This is a genomic window from Bradyrhizobium sp. Unk1 (assembly GCF_059512345.1).
This window is the reverse complement of sequence record NZ_JCAMOP010000031.1, coordinates 18,741-37,731: the sequence shown is the minus strand read 5'-3', so window position 1 is coordinate 37,731 and position 18,991 is coordinate 18,741. Positions and strand designations below refer to the sequence as shown.

Annotated in this window: 16 protein-coding genes; 1 reads left to right on the top strand and 15 read right to left on the bottom strand. The window is 63.9% G+C overall.

Annotation, left to right across the window (positions count from 1 at the left end):
* Positions 1 to 5: 5 nt before the first annotated feature.
* On the bottom strand, positions 6 to 962 hold the full coding sequence (lipA, locus tag AC5ZFO_RS32630) for a lipoyl synthase (RefSeq protein ID WP_282519242.1): 957 nt from the start codon (positions 960 to 962) through the stop codon (positions 6 to 8).
* Between the two features lie 130 nt (positions 963 to 1,092).
* On the opposite strand from lipA, the gene AC5ZFO_RS32625 reads away from it, so the two are divergent.
* Complete coding sequence (locus AC5ZFO_RS32625) at positions 1,093 to 1,695, top strand: DNA-3-methyladenine glycosylase (RefSeq protein WP_282519243.1); 603 nt, start codon at positions 1,093 to 1,095, stop codon at positions 1,693 to 1,695.
* Positions 1,696 to 1,697: 2 nt separating this feature from the next.
* Here AC5ZFO_RS32625 and AC5ZFO_RS32620 read toward each other — a convergent pair whose 3' ends face one another.
* The 14 genes from AC5ZFO_RS32620 to AC5ZFO_RS32555 all read right to left on the bottom strand — a co-directional run bounded on the left by AC5ZFO_RS32620 (position 1,698) and on the right by AC5ZFO_RS32555 (position 18,934).
* Positions 1,698 to 4,574 (bottom strand): valine--tRNA ligase, encoded by a 2,877-nt coding sequence (locus AC5ZFO_RS32620; RefSeq protein WP_496123016.1) that lies wholly within the window; start codon positions 4,572 to 4,574, stop codon positions 1,698 to 1,700.
* 150 nt (positions 4,575 to 4,724) lie between these two features.
* Positions 4,725 to 5,492, bottom strand: coding sequence for a PopZ family protein (locus AC5ZFO_RS32615; protein ID WP_282519245.1), 768 nt, complete (start codon positions 5,490 to 5,492; stop codon positions 4,725 to 4,727).
* Positions 5,493 to 5,798: 306 nt separating this feature from the next.
* Positions 5,799 to 7,190 carry a TolC family outer membrane protein gene (locus AC5ZFO_RS32610; RefSeq protein ID WP_496123015.1) on the bottom strand — a complete coding sequence of 464 codons (1,392 nt, stop codon included), beginning with the start codon at positions 7,188 to 7,190 and terminating at the stop codon, positions 5,799 to 5,801.
* A gap of 217 nt (positions 7,191 to 7,407) precedes the next feature.
* Entirely contained in the window at positions 7,408 to 8,064 is a 657-nt protein-coding gene (locus tag AC5ZFO_RS32605) for a protein-L-isoaspartate O-methyltransferase family protein (protein ID WP_282519247.1), read from the bottom strand.
* A gap of 138 nt (positions 8,065 to 8,202) precedes the next feature.
* A complete protein-coding gene (locus tag AC5ZFO_RS32600; RefSeq protein ID WP_282519248.1) occupies positions 8,203 to 8,382 on the bottom strand; it encodes a hypothetical protein in 180 nt (59 codons plus the stop codon).
* Between the two features lie 290 nt (positions 8,383 to 8,672).
* The gene (locus AC5ZFO_RS32595) at positions 8,673 to 9,677 is read right to left on the bottom strand and encodes an ABC transporter substrate-binding protein (protein WP_496123014.1); all 1,005 of its coding nucleotides are present in this window, start codon (positions 9,675 to 9,677) and stop codon (positions 8,673 to 8,675) included.
* Positions 9,674 to 11,779 (bottom strand): adenylate/guanylate cyclase domain-containing protein, encoded by a 2,106-nt coding sequence (locus AC5ZFO_RS32590; protein ID WP_496123013.1) that lies wholly within the window; start codon positions 11,777 to 11,779, stop codon positions 9,674 to 9,676. Before AC5ZFO_RS32590 ends, AC5ZFO_RS32595 begins: the two co-directional genes overlap by 4 nt.
* Before the next feature lie 23 nt (positions 11,780 to 11,802).
* Positions 11,803 to 12,819 (bottom strand): SphA family protein, encoded by a 1,017-nt coding sequence (locus tag AC5ZFO_RS32585; protein ID WP_282519251.1) that lies wholly within the window; start codon positions 12,817 to 12,819, stop codon positions 11,803 to 11,805.
* 63 nt (positions 12,820 to 12,882) lie between these two features.
* Positions 12,883 to 14,310, bottom strand: a complete 1,428-nt coding sequence (locus tag AC5ZFO_RS32580) for a DUF1254 domain-containing protein (protein WP_282519252.1) — start codon at positions 14,308 to 14,310, stop codon at positions 12,883 to 12,885.
* Positions 14,311 to 14,333: 23 nt separating this feature from the next.
* Complete coding sequence (locus AC5ZFO_RS32575) at positions 14,334 to 15,353, bottom strand: DUF1254 domain-containing protein (protein ID WP_282519253.1); 1,020 nt, start codon at positions 15,351 to 15,353, stop codon at positions 14,334 to 14,336.
* Positions 15,354 to 15,365: 12 nt separating this feature from the next.
* Positions 15,366 to 16,307 (bottom strand): HlyD family secretion protein, encoded by a 942-nt coding sequence (locus AC5ZFO_RS32570; protein ID WP_282519254.1) that lies wholly within the window; start codon positions 16,305 to 16,307, stop codon positions 15,366 to 15,368.
* Positions 16,307 to 16,546, bottom strand: coding sequence for a DUF3302 domain-containing protein (locus AC5ZFO_RS32565; protein WP_282519255.1), 240 nt, complete (start codon positions 16,544 to 16,546; stop codon positions 16,307 to 16,309). The genes AC5ZFO_RS32570 and AC5ZFO_RS32565 overlap by 1 nt, the downstream gene beginning before the upstream one ends.
* A 32-nt stretch (positions 16,547 to 16,578) precedes the next feature.
* Positions 16,579 to 17,088 (bottom strand): hypothetical protein, encoded by a 510-nt coding sequence (locus AC5ZFO_RS32560; protein WP_282519256.1) that lies wholly within the window; start codon positions 17,086 to 17,088, stop codon positions 16,579 to 16,581.
* A 172-nt stretch (positions 17,089 to 17,260) separates the two neighbouring features.
* Positions 17,261 to 18,934, bottom strand: coding sequence for an arylsulfatase (locus AC5ZFO_RS32555; RefSeq protein ID WP_282519257.1), 1,674 nt, complete (start codon positions 18,932 to 18,934; stop codon positions 17,261 to 17,263).
* Between the last annotated feature and the right edge of the window lie 57 nt (positions 18,935 to 18,991).

Sequence of the window (18,991 nt, the reverse complement as noted above, 5' to 3'; positions counted from 1 at the left end):
GCGGTTCAGCGGGCAGTCGCGGCCCGTGCGGCCTTCAGTCTCGCAAAGTCCTCGCCGGCATGATGCGACGAACGGGTGAGCGGGCTCGCCGACACCATCAGGAAACCCTTGGTGTAGGCGACCTTCTCGTAGGACGAAAACTCGTCGGGCGGCACATAGCGCATCACGGCGTGGTGCTTCCGGGTCGGCTGGAGATATTGCCCGATGGTCAGGAAGTCGACGTCGGCGGAGCGCAGATCGTCCATCACCTGCTGCACCTCGTGGCGCTCCTCGCCGAGACCGACCATGATGCCGGACTTGGTGAAGATGGTGGGATCGAGCTCCTTGACCCGCTGCAGCAGCCGGATCGAGTGGAAGTAGCGCGCGCCGGGCCGCACCGTGAGGTAGCGCGACGGCACGGTCTCGAGATTGTGGTTGAACACGTCGGGCCTCGCCGCGACGACGATTTCGAGCGCCCCCTCCTTGCGCAGGAAGTCGGGCGTCAGGATCTCGATCGTGGTCGAGGGGCACGCGGCCCGGATCGCACGGATGGTCTCTGCAAAATGCTCCGCGCCGCCATCGGTCAGATCGTCGCGGTCGACGGAAGTGATGACGACGTGGGCCAGCCCCAGCTTGGCCACGGCCTCGGCGACGTTCTGCGGCTCGGCTGCATCCAGCGCATTGGGCATGCCGGTCTTGACGTTGCAGAACGCGCAGGCCCGGGTGCAGGTGTCCCCCATGATCATGAAGGTCGCGTGCTTCTTGTCCCAGCACTCGCCGATGTTCGGGCAGCCCGCCTCCTCGCACACCGTGTGCAGGCCGTTGGCGCGCACGATGTTGCGGGTGTCGGCATAGCCGCGGGTATTGGGGGCGCGCACGCGGATCCAGTCCGGCTTCGGCGGCGAAGCGGAATCGGGGCGATTCACCTTTTCAGGGTGACGCGGGCGCAACGGGTTCGAGATGGTGTCGACAATAACGACCATGGGCTGTCCGGTCTGTTCAGGTCCTACCTAGTCGGTCTGGCTGCCTGCCGCAACCCGGCTCGCGCCGCTTCAGGGAACATGGCAGATATGGGCAATATCCTGCTCTGTTCTCAGGCGATTCTCACCTCGAATGGCTCCAACCTCGAAAGCCTCACCACCGCGGCTTGGCAAAGCCCTGAAGCGTGCCTTTTTCGGCCGCAGCGTCCACGAGGTCGCGCCCGATTTGATCGGGGCCACCATGCTCGTCGACGGCGTCGGCGGCCTCATTGTCGAGGTCGAGGCCTATCATCATACCGAGCCGGCGGCGCACTCCTACAATGGCCCGACGCCGCGGAACCAAATCATGTTTGGCCCGCCCGGCTTTGCCTATGTCTACCGTTCCTACGGCATCCACTGGTGCGTGAACTTCGTCTGCGAGGAGGAAGGCTCCGCCAGCGCCGTGCTGATCCGCGCGCTGGAGCCGACGCATGGCTTGGCGGCGATGCGCCGCCGCCGCCATCTCCAAGAGGTGCACACGCTGTGCTCGGGCCCCGGCAAGCTGACCGAGGCGCTCGGCATCACCATCGCGCACAACGCCCTGCCGTTGGACCGGCCGCCGATCGCGCTGCATGCGCGAACAGAGGAGGTCGAGGTGGTGGCCGGCATCCGGATCGGCATCACCAAGGCCGTCGAGCTGCCCTGGCGCTATGGCGTCAAGGGCTCGAAATTCCTCAGCAAGCCGTTTCCGAAGTAGACCTACGTCGCCTGCTTCAGCCGCTCCAGCGCCTCCAGCAGCTTGGCCCTGCGGGCCAGCGCGGCCTCGCGCTTTTCGCGCTCCTCTTCGACGACCTCTTCGGCCGCGTTGGCGACGAACTTCTCGTTCGCCAGCTTGGACTCGGCGCGCTTGATGTCGGCGTCGGCCTTGCCGATCTCCTTGTCGAGGCGCGTGCGCTCGGCGGCGACGTCGATCACGCCCTTCAGCGGCAGCGCGGCCACCTCGCCGCGCACGAGGAGCTGGACCGCACCATCAGGTGCGCGGTCGGCGAAGGAGATGTCGGACAGCCGTGCCATGCGCTTGATGATTTCGGTCCAGCGCGGCGCGCGTTCCTTCGTCTCGGTCGAGGCGCCCGCGAGCACCAGCGCCGTGAGCGTTGCCGGCGGGATGTTCATCTCGGCGCGCACCGAGCGGATCTGCGTGACCAGATCGATCACCCAGCCGATCTCGGCTTCCGCCTTGGGATCGGTGAAGTCGGCATGGTCGAAGATCGGCATGATCAGGACCGGCGAGATCAGCGGATCGGTCGGCCCGGCAGCCGCGGCGAGCATCGCGAGTTGCTCCGGCGTCGGCTCGGACGGCTTCAGCGGCCATTGCGCCAGCGCCAGCAGGCCGTCGCGCTCGGCCGTCACCTCCCACAGCTCTTCGGTGATGAAGGGCATGAAGGGGTGCAGCAGCTTCAGGATCTCGTCGCGCGCCCAGGCGACCATGGCGCGGGTTTCGTCCTTGGCCGGGCTGTCAGGACCGAGCAGCACGGGCTTTGCAAGCTCGACGTACCAGTCGCAATAGACGTTCCAGACGAAGCGGTAGATCGCACCGGCCGCGTCGTTGAAACGATAGGCTTCGATTGACTCGGTCACCTCGCGCGCGGTGTGCGCGCTCTCGTGCGCGATCCAGCGGTTCAGCGTCTCCTTGGCCTTCGCCGGCTCGAAACCTTCGGGCACGGCGCAGTGGTTCATCTCCGCGAAGCGCGACGCATTCCAGAGCTTCGTCGCGAAATTCCGGTAGCCCTCGACGCGGCTGGTGGCGAGCTTGATGTCGCGTCCCTGCGCCGCCATGGCGGCCAGCGTGAAGCGCAACGCGTCGGCGCCGTATTCGTCGATCAGGTTGAGGGGGTCGATGACGTTGCCCTTCGACTTCGACATCTTGGCGCCCTTCTCGTCGCGGACGAGGGCGTGGATGTAGATCGTCGAGAACGGCACTTCCTTCATGAAGTGCAGGCCCATCATCATCATCCGGGCGACCCAGAAGAAGATGATGTCGAAGCCGGTCACCAGCGCGTTGGTCGGGTAATAGCGCTGCACTTCCGGCGCATCCTCGGGCCAGCCGAGCGTCGACAACGGCCAGAGCGCCGAGGAGAACCAGGTGTCGAGCACGTCCTCGTCACGCGTGATGAAGCCTTCGCGCTTGTTGCGGTCGAGCGCCATCTCGCGGCCCTGCTCGGCCGTGATAACCTCCTGCTCGACGTAATAGCCGAGCGCGTGGCTGACGGCCTCCTCCTCGGTCTCGGCGACGAACACCTTGCCATCGGGGCCGTACCAGGCCGGGATCTGATGACCCCACCACAGCTGGCGCGAGATGCACCAGGGTTGGATGTTCTCCATCCACTCGAAATAGGTCTTTTCCCAGTTCTTCGGCACGAACGTCGTTTCGCCCGAACGCACCGCCGCGATCGCGGGCTTTGCCAGCGTCTTGGCGTCGACGTACCACTGGTCCGTCAGATAGGGCTCGATCACGCTGTTCGAGCGGTCGCCGTGCGGCACCATGTGGGTGTGCGGCTCGATCCGCTCGACGAAGCCGAAGGATTCCAGCCGCTCGACGATGCGCTTGCGCGCCGCGAAGCGGTCGACCCTGTGGAACTCCTCGGCGAATTGCGCGGCGCCTTCGGGCAGGTTACGCAGGTAATCCTCGTTGTCGACGAGGTCGAGGCAACCTTCCTTGTCGATGACGCTGATCCGGCCCAGGCCGTGGCGATTGCCGACCTCGAAATCGTTGAAGTCGTGCGCCGGCGTCACCTTCACCGCGCCCGAGCCCTTCTCCGGATCGGAATATTCGTCGGCGACGATCTTAATCTTGCGACCGACCAGCGGCAGGATCACGTTCCTGCCGACCAGCTTCTGATAACGCTCGTCGTCGGGATGCACGGCCACCCCGGTATCGCCGAGCATGGTCTCGGGCCGCGTGGTGGCGACGACGATGAAGCTCGAGGGATCCTCGGGGCTGAACGTCTTGCCCTCGATCGGATAGCGCAGATACCACAGGCTGCCCTTGACCTCGGTCTGCTGCACTTCGAGGTCGGAGATCGCGGTCAGCAGCTTGGTGTCCCAGTTCACCAGCCGCTTGTCCTTGTAGATCAGGCCGTCGCGATGCAGCTCGACGAACACCTTGATGACGGCCTTCGACAGACCCTCGTCCATAGTGAAGCGTTCGCGCGACCAGTCGCAGGAGGCGCCGAGGCGCTTGAGCTGGTTGATGATGGTGTCGCCACTCTCGGCTTTCCACTGCCAGACCCGCTCCAGAAACTTCTCGCGGCCCATCTCGCGGCGGCCCGGCTGCTGGCGCTCCATCAGCTGCCGCTCGACCACCATCTGGGTGGCGATACCGGCATGGTCGGTGCCGGGCTGCCACAGCACGTCGCGGCCGCGCATGCGCTCGAACCGGCACAGGATGTCCTGGAGGGTGTTGTTGAGGGCGTGGCCCATATGCAGCGAGCCCGTCACGTTCGGCGGCGGGATCACGATGGTAAAGGGCACTGCGTCGCGGCGGTCGGGGCGGCCTGCCCTGAAGGCAAGGCTGTCCTCCCACACGACGGACATGCGGGCTTCGATATCGGCGGGCTGGTAATTTTTCTCGATCATGGGCTGCTAGAAAGCCGCGCGCGGGGGGCAAGTCAACGAAAAGGTCCGGGAGAGGATCAACGGAAAGCCCCGCGGCAAAACGGCTTTCCGGCCGGTCGGCAGACCAAACAGGCGCATAAGAGGGGCTTTATGAGGGCTCGGGAGCCGCCCTCACCTGCCGCCGCGTGAGACCCGCTCGATTTCGGCCTTCACGATGCGTTCAACGAGGCCCGGCAGGTTGTCGTCGAGCCAGGATTTCAGCATCGGACGCAGCATCTCCTTGACCAGATCTTCCAGCGTCCGCGCATTGCTGCTGAGTACCGTGTGGGCCAGGGAGTTGAAGGCGGATTCGACAGCTGAGACCGTCGATTGCGCCAGGATCGGCTGTTGGGGCGGCAGCGGCGGCGCATCGTAGTCCACCGACGCATAGGACGATGACGGCATCGGGCGCAGCGGCGATTCGGCGAATTCCAGATCGTCGCGCGGCTCGACCTTGCGGAAGCTCGGCGGCGGCGGAGGCGGCGTCGGCTCCGGATCCATCGCCATCTCGTCGGTCAATTCGAGTACGTCGGGTTCAGGTTCGGGCTCTGGCTCAGGCGCACGGACCTCGGGCGCAGGCGTAGCCGCATCCAGCCCCGCCAGCAGAGCATCAATATCGTCCTGGTTGTTGGATGCATCCGCCGCAGGTGCGGGTGGCGGCGGCGCAGGAGCCGGCTTCGCAGCCGGCGGCGGCGCGGGCTTCTCGGCAACAGGTTTTGTGGGTGCGACCTTGGACGGCGGAATGTCGTTCATCGCCTGAGGCTTTGGTGCGGGCGCCGCGGGAGCGGGCTTGGCAGCTTCTGCCGGCGGCGGCTTGGCCTCATCGTCGGCAATGATGCGCCGGATCGAGGCCAGAATCTCCTCCATCGAGGGTTCTGTGACCTTTGCAGGCTGCGTCATCTCCGACTCCACATCATCAACGCCCTCGCATGCGTTGTTTTACACCAAGCACGACAGGATTGGCCGGTTCCGTAACGGACGCCCCGACATTTTCGTCGCGGCAGCCCGACTTGTCCCCAGTTCACGGCTCAACGTGCGGCGGTGCGCCCCTGCCCTCGGCACTCAAGCTGTACGCACACAACATCAGGCGCGGGGCGAATCGACCCGCATCTTCTTGGCAAGGCTATGTCAGGGATTTTGACGATTGCAAGCAAAGCACCAGTCGGCCCCGTCTGTTTGCGAGGCCGACCGGATGACTACGGGACTTTAGCGTCCGTCAGGCGTGCGCACGCCGGCCCAGCTGTCGCGGACCTGATGGTAGTGAACGCTCGGATCGTAAACCGTGGTCGCGAGGCCGAGAACCTGCGGCGACAGACGGCCGATCGCGGCAAGGACGTTGTACGATGCCACGACGCGGTCGTGCTGTGCGGTCACCAGCGCGACGCGCGCATTGACCAGCGCCTGCTGCGCGTTGAGCACGTCGAGCGTGGTGCGCTGACCCGCCTTGGCTTCCTCGCGCACACCGTTGAGTGCGATCTCGGACGCCGTCACCTGCGCCTGCGCAGACTGCACCTGCGCCTTGCCGGCCTGCAACGTCCCCCAGAACTGCACCACGTTCGCACGAGTCTGGTCGCGGGTCGTCTCGAGGTTGAGACGCTGCTGCGCCAGATTTTCCTTGGACTGACGGATCAGCGAATATGAATTGCCGCCGTCGTAGAGCTGCCAATTGGCCTGCGCGATGGCGGACGCATTGAACGACCTGTATTGAATCAAGGATTGTTCGTTCCCCTGCGTGGCCGCAACCTGCAACGCGATCGTCGGCAGCAGCGCGCCTTCGGCGACCTTGACCTGCAGATAATTGACGTCGATGCCGAACATGGCGGCCGTGACGTTGGGATGCTCGATCAGGCCGAGCTCGACTGCCCCAGCGAGGCTTGCGGGCAGGAAACGATCGACCGGCGAGCCGGGCGCGAGGTTCGTCGGCTCGTTGCCGATGATGCGGCGGAAGTTCGCGCGCGTCGTGGTGAGATTCGCTTCGGCCGTGAGGGCCTGCGTCTTGCCGGCCGCCAGTTGCGCTTCCGACTGCGCAACGTCGGTGCGCGTCACTTCGCCGACGTTGAAGCGATCACGCGTCTGCTTCAGGGTCTGCTCGAGCACGCGCACGTTGCTGCGCTGGACTTCGAGCGTAGCCGCATCGCGCAGATAGTCCATGTAGATCGTGGCGCCCTGAAGCAGCACGCTCTGATCCAGGCTGCGCAGCGCTTCGCGGGAGCCGGAAACCTGGCTCTCGGCGGCGCGCGTCCTGTTGCCGGTGATGTTGCCGTTATAGACCGTCTGCGTGACGGTCACGCCCACGCTGCGCGGCACGGAGGGCCCGTTGATTGGTGTGTTGCCCGGCCCCGGCGAACTCAGCGTATCCTGATATTGATAGCCGCCGTTCGCCGACAGTGCGACCCTGGGGCGATAGCCCGACAACGCCTGAGGCACGTTCTCGTCGGTCGAGCGCACCTGGGCGCGCTGCGCGTTGAGCTGCGGATTGTTCTGATAGGCCCGCACCAAGGCGGCCTCGATCGTGTCCGCCAAGGCAGGCGTCGGCCCGGCAAGCGCCAGCAGCAGGACCGAAACCGCAGCTCCGGTGAAGAGCTTCACCCCATGCATCCCTTAAATTCCGTTCATTCTAACGCCCCGCTCGTGCCCGCGAGCTAGGATACCGTCTACCGAGTGGAGTCGTTGCCCCTCAGCAACATAGGCCGCCAATTGGCGCAACGGAACCACCTGAAGCTAGTTCCCGGTGGAAACTCTTCACGTGCAGCATCCGGGCCACACTTCTGATTCAGAACGGGATTTTAACGGGCCAAAGCCCCCAATCGGGCCTTCAGAAGACGAAAGCGGCGGCCCGTTCCAACCCGGGAAGGACCGGGGCTGCGGCATCGAACAGCGCCCGATGGCCGAATTCACCGTGGGTATGGGTCACGATCACGGCCCGGGGGGGCGTGGATTGGGCCGACACCCCCACGAGGCGCCCGCCCTCCTTCAGCTGCCCGAGCAGCACCTCAGGCGTCACCTCGAAGGCGCCGTTGAGGATAATGACGTCATAGGGAGCGGCAGAAGGATCCCCTTCGGGGCAGGCTGCGGCCTTGCACGTGACGTTGGCGAGGCTGGCGCAAGCCTCCTTGGCCTTCGCGGCCAGGGCCGAATCACATTCCGTCGCGGTGACCTGACGGGCGAGCCCGGCCGTCAGTGCGGCGAGGTAGCCCGTGGCGCAGCCAACCACCAGCACGTTGTCACCCTCGCCGATTTCGGCGGCCTGGAGCAGCTTGCCGGTGAGCTGCGGCTTGATCAGGAACCGCTTGGCTCCGCCTTCGCTCACGTCGAGATCGAGGTCGAGATAGGCCAAAGCCTGCCTGGCAACCGGCACGAACGCCTCGCGCGGAACTGTGAGCATCGCGTCGAGAATACGGCGATCGGTGACGTCATTGGTGCGCACCTGGCCATCGACCATTTTTAGGCGCGCGGTCGAGAAACCGGACATTTGCGGACCCTGCAATGCGGACGATGCCGCGGACGAAATTTGGCGGCATCTTTGGAACAGGCTCCGCGAAAACGCAACACGTCCGTTGGCCCCGGCGGACCACGCTACGCAACCCACGGCGTCAAGGTGGTCGGTGAGCTATTCGATCGTGACCGCGAGGCGGCCGATCAACGCGGCGACTTCGTCGAGCCGCGCCGAATCGTGCGCCTCGACGGCGCGCGCAAGGCAGGCCAGGCATTCATCATCGCTGAGCTCGGGAACGTCCGCCGGCAGAATCGAGGGGGCCATTTCGGAACGGTCGACCTGGACGTCTTGCATGGGAATCAGCTCCGTAGAAATCCGACACTCGCAAGCTCGATTTAAATTGGGTCGAATTGGCGTCGCCCGCATGACGCGACCGCGCCCGACACACACAACTGCTTGAGTGCGATTCTGCGCTGGATTTGGGTGGGTCATTGTTGAAATGTCGCCTGAAGTGGTGCGGCAGCGACATTAGAATGTGAACGCAGCGCATTGAAAATACACTGAAATATACTCTGAACCTCTGCAAGCCGATGGAAGACCGGAAGAGAGTGTTCGTGCGAGCGCGTGTTCCCCCCCCCGCAAATTCAGACGACGGTTGCAAGGTAGAGCTGCGTGTCGAAATAGTCTGCGGCCCGCACGGGTGCCGCGACGCCGGCATCCGTCATGAAGAAGTCACTGACCTGCTGGAGCCATTTCACGACGGTCCCGTCGGAATACAGCCGCTTCCATTCGCGCGAGGAATACAGCTTCTGGGCCTTGAAGGCTTCCGCGATGTCGGCGGAACGCGACTGCCCGTAGTGTTTCTGGAGCGCCTCCGCCGCGGCTGCCGGGTTGCGTACCATGTGGTCGTTCGCATCCGCCCAGGCGCGGATGATCCGGGCCAGCACGTCCCTGTTCCCCGCATAAAAATCGATCCGCGCGGCCCAGCCGCCGAGCACGGCGGATTGCGGATAGAAGGCGGAGGCATCCACCAGCTTGACTGCATCCGGCAACGCCTCGCGAACGGCAATGTTGAACGGCACCCAGAGCGCAACGGCCGGCACCTCGCCGGCAATGAAGGCCTTGACGGCGGCGGCCATGCTGCCATTGACGATCTCGACCTCGGACGGATTGACGTTGTTGGCCCGCAGCGCGCGATCGAGAAAAATGTGCGCCGTGGTCTTCATCGTCGTCGCGATCCGCTTGCCCTTGAGATCCGCCATCCCCTTGACGCCGAGCGTCGGCCGGACCCAGAGCTGTGTGGTGGCGACCTCAATGTCGTTGATGAGAAAGCCCCGGCCGCGGCCGAGCGCCAGATAGTTGGAGATGACGCCGCCGGCCGAGAGGACGTCGAGCTCACCCCGCGCCATCGCCTCGAAGACTTCAGGTCCGGTGTTGAACTCGTGCAATTCGAAATCGATCCCCTCGCGGTCGAACGAGCCGCGATCGAGCCCGGTCCAGATGTGTCCGTCCACGGCGACCACGTGGAGATAACCGAGCCGAACTCTGCTGCGCGCCTGCGCGATGGCTGGTGCCGCGTGCATTGACGCAGCCGCCAGCGCCGCGCCGTGCCGCAGCAACTGCCGGCGATTGACAGCGCGGATGTTCATGCCGCCGCTCCCGCATTCCGGGCCGCGGACCGAAATCGCTGGGAATGAAATAGCGCGATGCCATCCTTGGGATAGTCGTGCAGGAAGACCGACAGCCGGACCAGCGTCGTCTCGACCGCGCCGTCCTGCACGATCGCCGCAAAGACTTCGTCCCAGCGCCGGCACATCGCAATGTCGGCTTCATCGGCGAGCGCCAGCTCGCCGCGGAGCTCACTGACTTCGATCGCGTCGGCAAATCCCTTCGGCGTGATACTGTCGACGCTGCGGAACAGGAACCGATCGCCGACGCTGGCGCGGACCGCCGCGCTGACCAGCACTCGCGTGCCGTAATTCTTGTTCAGTCCCTCCAACCGCGACGCCAGGTTGATGGTGGCGCCGAGCGCCATGTAGTTCATCCGGTCGCTCGAGCCGATGTTGCCGACCACGGCATCGCCGACATGCAAGCCAAAGCGGGTGTCGTAGGGCGGCCAGCCCTCGCGCCGAAACTCCTTGTTGAGCGCTTCGTTGGCCGCAAGGCACGCCAGGATGGCATGGCAGGCATTGCCGGTGTGGTCGGGATCGTCGGCCGGCGCGTTCCAGAAAGCCATCACGGCGTCGCCGATATATTTGTCGACCGTGCCCTGGTGCCGCATGATCTCGTCCGACAGCGCCGCGAAATAGCGCGAGGTGTGGATCATCACTTGCGACGGGTCGGCGCGCTCTGTCTTGGCGGTGAAGTCGGCGACGTCGGTGAACAGCACGGTGACCTCGCGCCTGGAGCCGCCGAGGCTGAGCGAAGAGCCGGTCTCGATCAGCTGCCGCACGATCTGGCGCGGGATGAAGCTCGCAAAGCTGCGGACCACGCTGCGCATCGTGAACACCGAGCGGCCGAGCTCCTCGATCTCGGCAATCGCCGAATGGATGCGCGGCCGCTCCGCGATCTCGAACCGCTGGATCGCGTCGGTCTCGTCCACGAGGTTGCGCATCGGCCGCGCCATCAGCGATCCCAGCCAGAACGCGAACGGAAGCGTGGCACCGACGAAGGCCAGCGCCAGCGCAAAGAGCGTGCGGCGCTCGCTGATGATCTGCGCATAGAACTCGTCGAGCGGCGCGACCATCGCCATCCGGATATTGGCCGACCCGGCTGTCTCGAGCCTGTGAACCGCCGCGACATAGGTTCGGCCCGACGCGTCGGCAAAGAACTGCTGGGCCGCCCCGCCGCCCCGCCAGGAGCGGATGACCGGCACGAGCGCAGGCAGCCTGAGCGCGCCGATCTGTGGCAGGTCGTCCTGCCGCTCCGGGATCTCCGCCATCAGGCGGTTCATCTCGGGATGGCCGACGATGCGCTCGGCATCGTTGAACAGGAACGCCAGCCCTGATTGGCCGAGCTTCTGCTCCGCCAGCATGTCCTCGAACCGGTTCAGCAGCAAATCACCCGCAACGACGCCGCGGCGCCCTTCCCTCAACGGTGTCCGCAGCGTGTAGCCCGGCTCGCCCGTGGCGTAGAAGACGTAAGGACCGGTCAACAGCGTCTTGTCGTTCTTGAACGCCTCGACATACCAGGGCCGCTGCCGCGGGTCGTAGCTCGCGGGTCCGGCGACCTCGGCAACCTGAATGAGGTTTTCGGAGAGATATTGCGTGACAGGCGCGGCCCCCGCCGTGCGCGAGATCACGACCAGACGGAAGGCAACGTCCTCATCGACGTTCAAACCCTTCCGGAACGACGGCTTGGCCCGATCGATCACGTCCATCTCGATGAACGAGCCGTCCTCGTAGCCGATATAGAGATTGAAGAGCTGCGGGTTGTTGCGCAGCATCGCCGCCATCAGGTTGTAGAGCCGCGTATTGTCCGCGATGTCGGCCTCCTGGATCGGCGGCAGGCCGGACAGGATGTCGAGATTGTCGCGGACATTCTTGAACTGCTCGTCGATGTGATCGGCGCCAAGCTGCGCCACCTTCTCGATGAAGCCGGAGGCGGCCGTTCTGGTGATGGCGGTGACGCGTTCGAAGCTGAGATAGACCAGCGTTAGGCCCACAAGCAGCACCACCCCCACGAACACCGCGATGATCGATGTCTGAAAGCCGATCCGTAATGTGCGTTTGCTGGTTTTCTCTCCGGTCATCGGAGCTGCGTTGATGCCTCCCCTCAGAATTTTCGCACGATGGGTTTGGTCGCGGCCGGCGCGGGCGCCGCCGGCGAGACCGAGAAAGTAACCCAGGTCGACCAGCTGTTCGGCCGGTTCTCGGTCTCAAGATCCTTGTAGCCTCGGACATTGAGATAGCCCTGGTAGCCGTCGGACATCGGGATCATGAACCCGATCTGCGGGCCGATGCCGACCGCCTGGCCGCGGAAGCCACCGAGCTTGGCGCCGGGACCGCTGTCGTCGGTGAGCTGCTGGAAGAAATAGCCTGCGACACCGATGTGGACGTTCTTGCTGACGAACTGGGACGCGGCCCAGTCGACGTGGAAGTCGATGCCGTTCTGGTACTGAAGAGCTGCGTTCATGAAGTTATAGGTGAGCCCGCCGACGATCGAGAATTCGTGGCCGGTCTTCGGATCGAGATAGGTGTAGCCGGCGCCGACATCGACCGCGGGGAAGCCAAAGCTCAAATTGGCGAGCCGGCTGGAATCATAGGTGCCGCTCGGGATGTTGCCGGTGATGTAGACCAGCTCGTTGTGCACGCCTTGATTCCATTTCAGCGTGCCCTGGTAGAAGACGTCGGTCAGCGTGGTGCGATTGTCGGTGGCGCTGCCCGAGATGGTGTTGCCGCGCGGCCCGGTCAGCGTCGCATCGATGCCGGCGCCAATGTTGCCGGGCGCGGTGAGCACGGTGAAGCCGGCTTGGCCGCCCAGCACCGGCATCGGCGAGGTGTAGGTGATGCCCATGACGAACGCGTCGGCATGTGCGTTGAGGCCGGCGGTCACCGAGCCGGGTATGCCGCCGCTGGTGACGAAGTTCTGCCCTCCTCCGGCCTTTTCGTTGAGGTGAATGTAGATCGTCGAATAGGCCCAGCCCGGCGTCACCGGTACGGCGGCAAGGCTGCCGAAGATGCCGGGAAGCCAGAAGCTGACGCCGGCGGAGTCGGCCAGCGCAGGCTGGGCAGTGAAGCTCGCCACTGCCAATGTCGTCACAAGTCCGGCTTTTCGCATGTGTCCCGTCAAGTCGTGTCTCCCATTCTCGTCACGTCATCCACCCTAACGCATCACGCCCGTCCAATGATTGCGCTACTTCTTGGCTCCTCCGATCGTCGTGGCGACGCGCTCGACATCAGGCAGCTTCCAGCTGTGATCGAAAAGCGGCTTCTCGGGCCCGTAGAGGCGGAACAGCAGTTCGAACTTCCGCGCAGGATCGGTCGGCACCCAATTGGCCTCCTTGCCTTCCGGAGCCTTCGGGCCGAAATAGACATCGACCGAACCGTCGGCGTTCTTCTCGATGCCCGGGCTGATTGAGGCGCGGCTGGCGCTCGGCATGTTGCGCACCAGCGCATGCGTCTCGCGGTCGTAGACCGTTGCCGACCAGTATTGCTTGACGGGCGCGTCAGGCGGCACGGTCAGGCGATAAGTGGTGGCGCCGTCGAACGGTTGGCCATCCCTGTCCTTGTTGGCCATCAGGTAGAATTGCGCAGTTCCGAGACGCTTGATGCCGGTGAAGCCGAGCGTGTAGGAGACGCCGCGCATATCGACCGGATAAGTGTTCGGATCGGCGTATCCCGTGCTCGCCGCCTTGACCATCTCCGCCACCGCAGCCGGGAACCAGCGGATGCCTGGATTGATCACGGCGAAGCCGGCGTCGTAGCGCTGTTCGAGTATCGCGTGGGCTTCGCGGGCCGCCTGATCGAGCAGTGCGACGGTCTTCTGATCCGGATTGAAAGCCTTGCCCTTCTCGATGCCGACGCTCGCGAGCTGGTCGATCATGGCCCGATCGCGATCGAGCCACGGCTCGCTCTGCACCACGCGGTCTAGGCTGCGATAGAAGCTCGCATCGAAGGGAATCGTGGAGTCGAACAGTACGTCGTAGGCGTCAGTGAAATTGGTCTGCGGCGGGTCCTTCGCCTGCGCGAGTGGGTAGACCTTGACCTGCTTGCCGTAGGAGACCGACTTCGCCACGTCGACATCGCCGTGGCTTGCGAGATTGGAGCGCAGCAGTGCGAAGCCGCTGAACGTGTCCGACTGAAGCGAGATGTAGCCCGCGGGCGCGTCGCCCTTGTAACCGGGTGGCAGGATCAAATATTTGCCGCCCTGCCCCTTGTCGGCGCCTTCGGGGCCTGCGTCCTCCAGCGGCATCTGCCACGCCGTGACGATGTTGCCCGCGATCGAGCCGCCTTGCGCGGGCGGAATGTCGATTACGACCGGGCCGTCCTTCACGTTCCAGAACGACATCAGATAGATCGAGTCCGGATTGGGCGTCAGCGTCTGGTTCTTCCAGTTCACCGGCTTCGACCAGTAAATGATCTCGTTCGGCTTTGCCTTGGTCGTCCCAAGCATGGTCTGGAGCATGAGATCGGCATTCACCGCCGGCATGCCCCAGATCATCGCCTCGACTGCGCGACGCTGGATAGCGCGCGCGGCGAGTTCATCCGGCGACAGGCTCTGCGCGTGCGCATTTGCAGCCATCAATGTCATGGCCACGACCCCGGCGAATAAATGCCTCATGACAACCTCCATCTGTTCGCCGTTCAGCTCACCGGCTTCGGCTCTGGGAATTTCCACTTGCCGTTCAGGATTTCGGGGCGCGGCCGGTAGAGTCGGACCGTGTAATTCCAGCCCTTCATGATCGGCAGGCAGTTCGGGATCTTGCCGTCGCAGCCGCCGAACTGGACCACCGTGGAACCATCGGCTGATTTCGCCGCCGTCAGATTGTTGAGCGAGTAAGCGTTGTAGGGGTTTTTCTCGAAGTAGCCCTCGGCGTTGTAGAGACTGATCGACCAGAAACCGTCGACCGGCACATTGCCGGAAACGGCCAGCCTGTAGACCGTGTTGCCGTCGTTCTTCTCGGGGGTGACGCTGAGATACGTGGCGTCCTTGTCGGGATTACCGCCCCACCCTGCGGCGGTCCCGATCAGATGTCTGACCGGATCGACCTGTCCCTTGGCACCAAAAGCATTCTTGAAACCGGTCGTGGTCGAAGACAACACGAGAAGGGCATCCCGCACTTTCTTCTGGCTGGTTGCGTCCCAGCTCGGGATCTCGAACTTGCCTGAGGTCTTCTGGCTGATCGTGACGGCGTCCTGGAGCGCGTGGACTTTCTCGACGTCCTTCGGATCGCTCGGATCGACCAGGGTCCGCAGCGCCACCAACACATAGCGTGTTCCAACCTTGTCTTTGTCGAACGCATAGCGGCCCGCGCCGTACTCGACCTTGCCGACGACATAGTGATCCTCGTTGATCACCTGCATCGAGCGGAACCGCTTGCCGGCATCCGGCAACGTGATCATTGCCGGTCCGGCATCAAGATCGAATACGACCGACGAGTACAGCGTGTCGCGATTTGACCGGATCACACCCTGCTTATCGATCTGCATCGGCTCGCGATGGTGAAACAGCTTACCGGTGCCGCCGGCATCCTTGACGGCGTTGCCGAGATAAAGATCGGACTCCGCGCGAGCAAAATTGTCGACCGTCACCGGCATCGGCGACTGCGCATATGCGGTGGACGTGAGTAAGAGTATCGAAACCGTCAGCACTGCTCTCTTCATGTGTCCCCTCGCCTAGAACGGATTGACGTAATTCAGGATCGCGACCTGCCGCAGGATGACGCGGCGCACGACGTGGGTTGGCTTGGCGTGGTCGGTGTAGATCGCAGCCGTCCCGGCGCTGCCGGCCGGCAACCGCTTGACGAACTCGGCATCCTCAAGCCTCACGCGTACGACGAAGGGGGCCGCCTCGATCGCGCGTGGCGCGACGGCGGTTCCCGATGTCTGCGTCTGCCCTGGCGCGATCGCCTGGAGCACGCTCTCGACCTTGCCGGCAAAAATCCGCCCTGGCGCGAATTTGAAGGTGGCCTCGACCTCCTGCCCCTGCGCAACGTAGCGCGCGTCGATCTGGTTGATCTCGACGCCGATGATGGTGTTGGACGTATCGATGAACGCCATCACCGGCGACAGCGGCAGGTTGGCGACGCGCGCGCCCTTGCGCAGCGCGAGGTTGGTGACGTAGCCGTCGCTAGGTGCGCGCACGACGGTCTTGTCGAGATTCCATTGTGCGGCCTCGAGCTGGCCGGAAAGCTGGTCGGCCTCCGATTGCCGCTGCTCGACGTCGAAGCCGCGGCCGGCGTCCCGCTCGAACAGCTGCGTCATCTGGCCGAGGCGTGTCCTGGCGAGCTTGAATTGGGCATCGATCGCCTTGACCTGCGCGGCGTAGGGCGTCGGATCGATCTTGAAGAGGACATCGCCGGATTTGAGTGGGACGTTGGCGACGACGGGGACGTCCGTCACTTCGCCGGCGACATCGGGCACGATCGAGACGGCGTTGCGGACGACCAGCGCGCTTCCTTGCGGCGCGCCCCATCCCATCGGAATGAAGAGGCAGATCAGGACGATCGCCATGACGATGAAAGGCGACGCCTTCCAGAACAGGTTGAAGCGAACGACGCCAAAGTGCACCAGCAGGAACAGAAGCACCAGGTAGGTATTGAGGATCGCGACGGCCATCACGCATCTCCTGACTTACGTGCTGGCACGTCGAGATAGGCCCAGATGACGGCGATCGGCCACAATGCGAAGCCGAAGAACAGCGTGATCCAGCCGGCCACAGTCACCGCCTGCGCGTGAGGATGATTGCGCGACTTCGCGATATGCCCGGGCAGCCAGCCGGCAATGCAGACCACGCCGATCGCGCTGGCGAGCAGGATCACCAGCACGATCCAGGCGAAGATGTCGTAACCACTCATGGCGACCGCCTTATCGCGTCAGTGACGCGCCTTCACTGGCAGTAGTCCCAGAAGCCCTGCGTGCGGGACGGATCGGTGTAGTACCAGCACATCCCCGGCGCGGGCGCCGCACCCGCCCAGGCGGCAGCCGTAGCTGCAGTCACGAAACCGATCGCCGCACCGGCCGCGATCGCGCCGCCTCTCGGCCAGCCATACCAGCCGGGCCGCGCCCACCCGCCGCGGCCCGCGACCGCGGTGGTGTGGCGAACCGCAACGTTGCCTCGTGGTCCCCTAACGGCCGTGGTGCCGCGATAGGCGCCGCCACGCGGCCCGACCGCGGCTCCGCCGCGGTGAACAACGGCGCCGCCGCGCGGGCCAACCGCTGCACCACCACGACGGCCGGCGGCGCGGACTTCGATGAGATCGGGTGATCCAATTGCGTCCAGATGGATTGCCGCGGGTTGAAGAGGCGCCGCCGACACTACTCCAGCCGGTAGAGAAACGCCGGTTGCCAGTGTCAGCAAGCAGCTCGTCAACCGGACAGTGCGCATATGCCCAAACATCTCGATACCTCCTGATATTCTTCTTTGTTGATCAAGTTTCTCGTCGCGATCTTCTTCGTCGTTGCGATGCCCCGTCCTCCCGCGGTCGAACGCGATCCCGCACCACGTTGTGACATGCGCGACGAAGTCGGTGCTTGCTGTCTTCGCCGCGCTGTCGTTCGTGACGCTCCCGTTACTGTGGCTTCAGGCGTTCGATCTCACCAAGCCGCTTCAAAGCCGCCTGCTGTCGGAGCAAGCCGTAATTGATGCCGCTCGCATTCAGCGAGCTGCCCTCCTGGAAGGGGAAGTCGTTGAAGTCGGCGAAAAACTCCTTGATCTTCCCTTGAACGGGCACAATCAGCCACATATTCTGAGCCAGGAACTGGATGGCTCCTCCGCCTTCCTCCATGCCTCGCTCGTAAGGATCCATGCGCAAGTTTGCGATCAGAGCCCATGAGGGCACTTCGCGGGTCGCAGTTGCGATGTTTCCCTTGGAAGCTATTGCAAAGCTCAGCTTCCAATCGTTCCACCTGATGGCGTTGAGATTGCCGCCCTGATCGAAGTAGTAGAGCGAATCCCGCGGCGGCGTCGTTGTCTCACCCTTGAAAAAGGGCAGGAAGTTATAGCCGTCGAGATGAACCTTGAAGCTTTTCCCGCTGGCGGTGAATCCCGCCTTCATCTTCTCCTTGATGTCTGGGATTCCGGCTGCTGCACAGAGCGTGGGGAACCAATCGATCAGCGAGATGATCTCGTTGTACTGGGTGCCGGGTTGCACGACGCCCGGCCACCGCACCATCATCGGAATGCGCATGCCACCTTCCCAGGTGGTGCCCTTTTCTCCATGGAAAGGCGTTTGCGCGCCGTCGGGCCACAGAGCAAGCTCGGCGCCGTTGTCGGTGGTGTAGAGGACGATGGTGTTGTCGGCGATGCCGAGGTCGTCGAGTTGCTTAAGCAGCTCGCCTACCATGCCATCATGTTCCACCATGCCGTCGGCATGGATGCCCTTGCCGGTCTTGCCGAGCGACTCCTTCTTGAGATGCGTGAAGACGTGCATTCGGGTCGAATTGAACCAGACGAAGAACGGTTTGTCCGCCCTTGCCTGCCGGCCAATGAAGTCCTTGGCGGCGCCCAGGAACTCCTCGTCAACCGTCGGCATTCGCGCGGTGTTCAGAGGTCCCGTGTCCTCGATCTTTCCGTCCGCGGTTGATTTGATCACGCCCCGCGGCCCGAACTGCTTCCGGAAGTTGGGATCCTTCGGATAGAAGTAGCCTTCCGGCTCCTCCTCCGCATTGAGGTGATAGAGATTGCCGAAGAATTCGTCGAAGCCGTGCTTGGTTGGTAGATGCTCGTCGCGGTCGCCGAGATGGTTCTTGCCAAACTGGCCAGTGGCGTAGCCCTGCGTCTTCATCACGTCGGCGATCGTCGGCATCCAATCCTGAATGCCATGGGGATCGCCGGGCATGCCGATGGTGAGGAGGCCGGTCCGGAACGGCTCCTGGCCCAGGATGAACGAGGCGCGGCCGGCGGTGCAGCTTTGCTGACCGTAGGAGTCGGTGAAGATGGCTCCTTCGCGCGCGATGCGGTCGATGTTGGGCGTGCGATAGCCCATCATTCCCATGGTATAGGCGCTGATCTGGGGAATGCCGATGTCGTCGCCGAAAATGACGAGAATGTTGGGCTTGCGGCCCGCAGCCGGCGCCGCCGAAGGGGCTGCCTTCTGAGCCTGTGCCAGCGCCTGCGATGTCAGCGCTGCTGTTGCGACGATCGACGATGTGCCAAGCAGCACGGCGCGGCGATGAATCGCCGCATGGTCGCCACGGGCGGAATCGGCAACGGCATTATCCTGCTTCTTCGTCTCGTTGGTCATTCGACGCTCCCTGATTTATTCGATCTTGGTTGTCGTGGATGAGGGCGAATCTAGATC